Raw genomic sequence first — 6,133 nt, 5'->3', positions numbered from 1 at the left:
CATCACCACCGCCCAGATCGCCACCGCCTGACCAGCCCACCAGCACCGGACCCCGACAAGCCGACAACCCAAGAACCACCAACCCGAACCACACCGGTCAGCTACAACCACAAAGAGCAACAGGCTCTATGACGACGCAAATGGTTGATGATCATGGGCGCGCGCGGATGAGACGATCCGGCTCACGATGAGAGACACTTTCGCGGTGGGGCGGCGAAAGTGTGGCACGATTACCGCATGGCGCACACGCTCGCCGGCCGTCCGGAGACGGCGACCCAGGCGAAAGTCCTGAAGCTGCTGCGCGACGAGGGGCCGCTTTCGCGGGTGGAGCTCGCCGATCGCCTCGGTGTCTCGCGCACCACGATGGCCAGCGAGGTCGGCCGGTTGACCGAGCTCGGCCTGGCCGAGGGCGCCGGCCCGGCGGCCAGCAGGGGCGGCCGCCGATCGACGCTCGTGGACCTGTCGTCGGACGTGCGGTTCGTGGGGGTCGCGATCGGCGCCACCACCGTGTCCGTCGCGTTGACCGACGGGCGGCTGACGGTGCTGGGGCAGCGCTCGGTCGACATGGACGTGCGCCTGGGGCCCGAGCCGGTGCTGGCCCGCGCGCTCGAGCTCACCCACAAGGTCCTCGCCGAGCATGGCGTCAGCCGCCCGGCCGGTGTGGGCGTCGGCGTGCCGGGGCCGGTGGACTTCCACGGCGGCATGCCGGTCTCGCCGCCGATCATGCCCGGCTGGGACGGCTACCCGGTCCGCGACGCGCTCGCGCGCGAGCTGGGCTGCCCGGTGCTGCTCGACAACGACGTCAACGTGATGGCGCTGGGCGAGCAGCACTCCGGCGTCGCCAAGAACGCGCGCGACTTCCTCTTCGTGAAGATCGGGACGGGCATCGGCTGCGGCATCGTCGTCGACGGGCAGCTGTACCGGGGCGTCGACGGGTGCGCGGGGGACATCGGGCACATCCGGGTCGAGGAGTTCGGCCCGACGTGCGCTTGCGGTAACACCGGCTGCCTCGAGGCGTTCTTCGGCGGCTCCGCGCTGGCCCGCGACGCGCTCGCGGCGGCGAGAGGCGGCCGGTCGCCGGCGCTGGCCTCGATCCTCACCGATAAGGGCGAGCTGACCGGCGCCGACGTCGCACAGGCGGTCGCGATGGGCGACCCGTACACCGTCCAGATGATCCGCGACGGCGGGCACCGAGTCGGCTGGGTGCTGGCCAGCCTCGTCTCGTTCTTCAACCCCGGCCTGATCGTCATCGGCGGCCGGGTCGCCCGGCTCGGGCACCCGCTGCTGGCGGAGATCCGCGGCGTCGTCTACCGGCGCTCGCTGCCGCTGGCCACCGGCAACCTCCCGGTCGTGCTCAGCGAGATGGGCGACGACGCCGGGGTGGTCGGCGCCGCGGCGCTGATCAGCGACGCGATCTTCGCCGCGCCCTGAGGCGCGCCTGGGTGGCCCCGAGGCGCACCTCGGTGGGCCGCCCAGAGATTCGCTGAGAGCCGCGTTACTTCCCGCGTCAAGTTGCGAAAGTGCGCCGTGAACTGTTGACCGGAGATTACGCGGACGTCTAGTTTGCGTGATCAACGGCTGTTTCGGGCCGTTTCTTCGCGCGTTCGCACGGGCACGTGCCTGGGAGGAGGGGGGCCACGCTCGGCGCGCGCCTGCACATCCCGTCCCCGATCCCCGGCCACCCCCGCGGGCGATCGGCTCAATGAGGAGAACGAGATGGCACGTCCCGAGATCAACAGACGGCGCTTCCTCGGCGCCGTGGCCGGCACGACGATGGCGGTGACCGCGGCCGGGCTGGCCGCGCCGTCCGCCGCGACCGCCGCCAAGGGCATGCTGGTGCCGCCCGGCAAGATCGGCATCCAGCTGTTCACGATCCGCAACCTGGTCTCCACGCTGGGCTTCCGGGTCGTCTTCGAGGAACTGGCCCGCATCGGCTACCAGAACGTCGAGTTCGCCGGCTACAGCTCGCCGGCCGAGCCGGGCATCACCGTCCCGCAGATCAAGCAGCTGCTCGACGACAACGGGCTGACCGGCATCGGCAGCCACGTCGGCCTGAACGCGTTCCGCACCAACCTCGAGCTGGAGCTCGACCGCGCGGAGATCCTCGGTCTGCCGTTCGTCGGCACGGCCAACGAGCCCGTGACTGCGGCCAACCGGACGGTGGCCGGCTACCAGGCCGCGGCCGCGGAGTTCAACGCGTTCGGCGCGGCAGCACAGGCCCGCGGGCTGCGGTGGTACCAGCACAACCACCAGAACGAGTTCCGCATGGCCGCCGACGACCCGAGCGTCCGCCTCTACGATGTCCTGCTCGCGGAGACCGATCCGAAGCTGGTCTTCCTCGAGATGGACATCTACTGGGCCTACGTCGGCCAGCACATCGCGCCCGGCTTCGACCCGATCGACTACGTGGTCGCCAACCGGCTGCGCTACCCGCTGTTCCACGCCAAGGACGGCCGCCGCTCGGCCGCCGCCAACGGCTACGACATCGTCGAGTTCGGCGCCGGGAACATCGACTTCCAGCGGTTCTACAGCACCATCGGCTCCCGCGGCCGGCACTACTCGCTCTACGAGCAGGACAACGCCCCGAACACGTCGCCGGACGCCGGTGGCGCGCTGGGCGCCGCCGAGCGCAGCTTCGACGCCATCCACGGCCTGCGCGGCTGACGAGAGGACACCCCATGCGCCGCATCCGCAGCATCCTCATCGCCCTGCTGGCCGCCCTTCTCGCCGCCGCCCTGACGGCGACAGCGCCGGCCGGCGCGCATCCCGACCACGAGCCCGGCGCCGACGACCCGGCCCTGGACTGGGACAACTACGAGAAGATCCTGCTCAGCAAGAACACCGGCGAGCCGATCGACCTCGCGATCCTGCCCGACAGCCGGGTCCTGCACACCGCCCGCAACGGCGACGTCCGGCTGACCGACCCGTCGACCGGCATCACCCGGGTGATCAACACGCTCGACGTCTACGCCAACTCCGAGGACGGGCTGCAGACGATCGCGCTCGACCCGGACTTCGCGACCAACCAGTGGGTCTACCTGCTGTACGCGCCGCGGGTGATGGAGGCGCCGTACCCGCAGACGACGCCGACGGGCAACGCGCCGAACTCGCTGCCGGCCGGCGAGACCGAGTCCTACTGGGACCGCTGGAAGGGCTACAACCTGCTGTCCCGGTTCAAGTGGGACGAGGCCACGGACTCGCTGGACCTCTCGACCGAGCAGAAGATCATCAAGATCGAGACGCAGCGCGGCCAGTGCTGCCACGTCGCCGGTGACATGGCCTGGGACGCCGACGGCAACCTGTACCTGTCGACCGGCGACAACACGCCGGCCGGCACGCCGGGCGCGAACGGCATGGCGCCCAACAACGACGCGCCGGGCATGAACCCGGGCTTCGACGCGCGTCGCGGCGCGGGCAACACGAACGACCTGCGCGGCAAGATCCTGCGCATCCACGTCCAGGACGACGGGTCGTACACGATCCCCGAGGGCAACCTGTTCCCGCCCGGCACCGCGCAGACCCGCCCGGAGATCTACGTGATGGGCGTGCGCAACCCGTTCCGCATCGACTACGACGTCCAGACCGGCGCGCTGGTCTGGGGCGACTACGGGCCCGACGCCGGCGCGCCGAACCCCGACCGCGGCCCGATGGGCTACGTCGAGTGGCAGGCCACGCAGCAGCCGCTCAACGGCGGCTGGCCGTACTGCCATGGCCCGAACGCCAACTACAACGAGTGGAACTACGCGACGGCGACGCCGGGCGCGTGGTTCGACTGCGAGGCGGGCGCGCAGAACAACTCGCGCTGGAACACCGGCCTCGACGTCGTCCCGCCGGCCACCGCGCCGCACCTGTACTACGGCGACAACGCCACCCACCAGCCGTGGCCGGAGCTGACCGACCTCGGCGGCGGCGGCCAGGGCCCGATGGGTGGACCGGTCTACCGCTACGACGCGGACAACCCGTCGCCGTCGAAGTTCCCCGCGTTCTGGGACGGCCACCCGTTCTTCGCCGAGTTCTCCCAGGACTACGTCGCGGTGTTCTCGCTGGACCTGGCCACGAACGGCCCGGTCACGGGCATCACCGACTTCCTGCCCAACGCCCACCTCAACCACGCCGCCCAGCCGATCTGGGACAACGTCATGGACATGGAGTTCGGCCCGGACGGCTCGCTCTACGTGCTGGAGTACGGTGACGGCTTCTTCCGGCAGAACCCCGACGCCGGCCTGTACCGGGTCGACTGGGCCGAGGGCAACAAGTCGCCGCAGGCCCGGTTCACCGCCACCCCGATCTCCAGCAGCAGTGCTCCGCTCACGGTGACCTTCGACGCGGGCGCGTCGTCGGACCCGGAGGGCGCGGCGCTCACGTACGAGTGGGACTTCGACGGCGACGGCGCGTTCGACGCGACCGGCGCCACGGCCTCGCACACGTACACCGAGCTGGGCCAGTACAACGCGGCGCTGCGGGTCACCGACCCGTCCGGCAAGTTCGGCGTCCGGTCGACGCAGATCACGGTGGGCAACATGGCCCCCACGGTCACGCTGGACACCCCGACCGGCGGCTTCTTCGACTGGGGCCAGGCGGTGCCGGTGAACGTCTCCGTCAGCGACCCCGAGGACGGCAACACGCCGGTCTGCACGCGCGCCACCTGGGCGTTCGGGCTGGGGCACGACGAGCACGCGCACCCGCTCAGCTCCGGCACCGGCTGCCGGTTCGGCGTGCCGACGCCGGCCGACGCGCCCGAGCACGGCGAGACCGAGAACATCTACGGCGCGCTGGTGGTCGGCTACACCGACAACGGCCACCTGGGCGTCCCGCCGGCCCGCGGCGAGGCGTCGCTGCTGCTGAACCCGAAGACGCAGCAGGCGGAGTGGTTCGACGCGAGCAACGGTGTGGAGATCACCGACGACCCCGCGGCGAACGGCCTGCGCAAGGTCACGTCGTTCGACGCCGGCGACTGGATCGCGTTCGACCCGGTCAACCTGGTCAACATCGACAGCGTCGTCGCCCGCGCCTGGGGGCGGGGCACGCTGCACCTGCGCTGGAACGACCCGAAGGCGCCGCCGTTCGCGCAGCTCTCGTTCCGCAACCGGACCGGCTGGTTCGAGGTGGAGCAGGCGCTGACGAACCTGCCGCAGGGCTCGGGCCGGCTGTACCTGACGTCGACCAGCGGGTTCGAGCTGGACGACGTGCGCTTCGTCGGCGACGGCGTGGCCGACGTGACCCCGCCGGAGGTGAGCCACACGCTCAACCCGGCGGCGCCGACCGGCAGCAATGGCTGGTACACCGGCGACGTCACGCTCACCGTCAACGCCACCGACAACGGCACCGTGGCCAGCCGGCAGCGGTCCACCGACGGCGGCGTGACCTGGGTCAATGCGAACAACCCGCTGACCATCACGGCCGAGGGCAGCACGACGGTGCACTACCGCGCCACCGACAACGGCGGCAACGTGTCGTCCGCCGGCTCGGTCACGGTGAAGATCGACAAGACCCCGCCGGTCGCGTCGATCTCAGGCGTCGACAACGGCGGCAGCTACGCCGCGAGCGGCACGCTCACGCCGTCGTTCGCCGGCGCCGACGCGGTCTCCGGACTCGCCTCGGTGACGGGGACGCTGGACGGCGCGCCGCTGGCCTCCGGCGCGACGGTGCCGCTGTGGACGCTGACCGTCGGCGACCACACGATCGCCGCGACGGCGACCGACAACGCCGGCCGGCAGGGGAGCGCGTCGGCCACCTTCACCGTCACCACGTCGCTGGCCGACCTGGCCGCGATCGTCGACCACTACGACACCGCGGGCGCCTTCACGGCCGCCGGGGAGAGCCGGCTGCGGCTGCATCTCGACACCGCGATCCGGCAGGCCGCCGCGGGCCGTAACGACAGCGCCGTCCGGTCGCTGGCGCAGTTCCTGACCACGGCCAGAAGCGCGTCGTTCGTCACCGACGCCGCCGCGCGGACCGTGCTGACCCACCACGGGGAGGTGGTGACAGCGCAGTTGAGCGCCTGACGGCGCAGGTGAACGCCGGTGGGCCGGGCCGCGAGCCGGCCCACCGGCGCCTCACTCTGCCCAGGCCAGGGCCGTGCAACAGCCACTTTCGTCACTTGGGCGACAAGTTTGCACAGTTCTCTACGAAA

At 71.2% G+C, this 6,133-nt stretch carries 3 protein-coding genes; all 3 read left to right on the top strand.

Going from position 1 to position 6,133, the window contains the following annotated elements:
* Nucleotides 1-237 precede the first annotated feature (237 nt).
* Nucleotides 238-1,431, top strand: a complete 1,194-nt coding sequence (locus tag C1I92_RS16750; RefSeq protein ID WP_111255789.1) for an ROK family transcriptional regulator — start codon at nucleotides 238-240, stop codon at nucleotides 1,429-1,431.
* 285 nt (nucleotides 1,432-1,716) lie between these two features.
* Complete coding sequence (locus C1I92_RS16745; RefSeq protein ID WP_111255788.1) at nucleotides 1,717-2,664, top strand: sugar phosphate isomerase/epimerase family protein; 948 nt, start codon at nucleotides 1,717-1,719, stop codon at nucleotides 2,662-2,664.
* Nucleotides 2,665-2,678: 14 nt separating this feature from the next.
* The gene (locus tag C1I92_RS16740) at nucleotides 2,679-6,005 is read left to right on the top strand and encodes a PQQ-dependent sugar dehydrogenase (protein ID WP_111255787.1); all 3,327 of its coding nucleotides are present in this window, start codon (nucleotides 2,679-2,681) and stop codon (nucleotides 6,003-6,005) included.
* Nucleotides 6,006-6,133: the final 128 nt, after the last annotated feature.

Origin of the sequence: Jiangella anatolica, from assembly GCF_003236295.1 — a bacterium.
Classification (GTDB): Bacteria; Actinomycetota; Actinomycetes; order Jiangellales; family Jiangellaceae; genus Jiangella; species Jiangella anatolica.
This window is presented reverse-complemented; position numbering and strand designations above follow the sequence as displayed.

Coding starts and splice junctions, on each gene's coding strand:
- C1I92_RS16750 (WP_111255789.1), top strand. CDS start 238: ATGGCGCACACGCTCGCCGGCCGTCCGGAGACGGCGACCCAGGCGAAA.
- C1I92_RS16740 (WP_111255787.1), top strand. CDS start 2,679: ATGCGCCGCATCCGCAGCATCCTCATCGCCCTGCTGGCCGCCCTTCTC.
- C1I92_RS16745 (WP_111255788.1), top strand. CDS start 1,717: ATGGCACGTCCCGAGATCAACAGACGGCGCTTCCTCGGCGCCGTGGCC.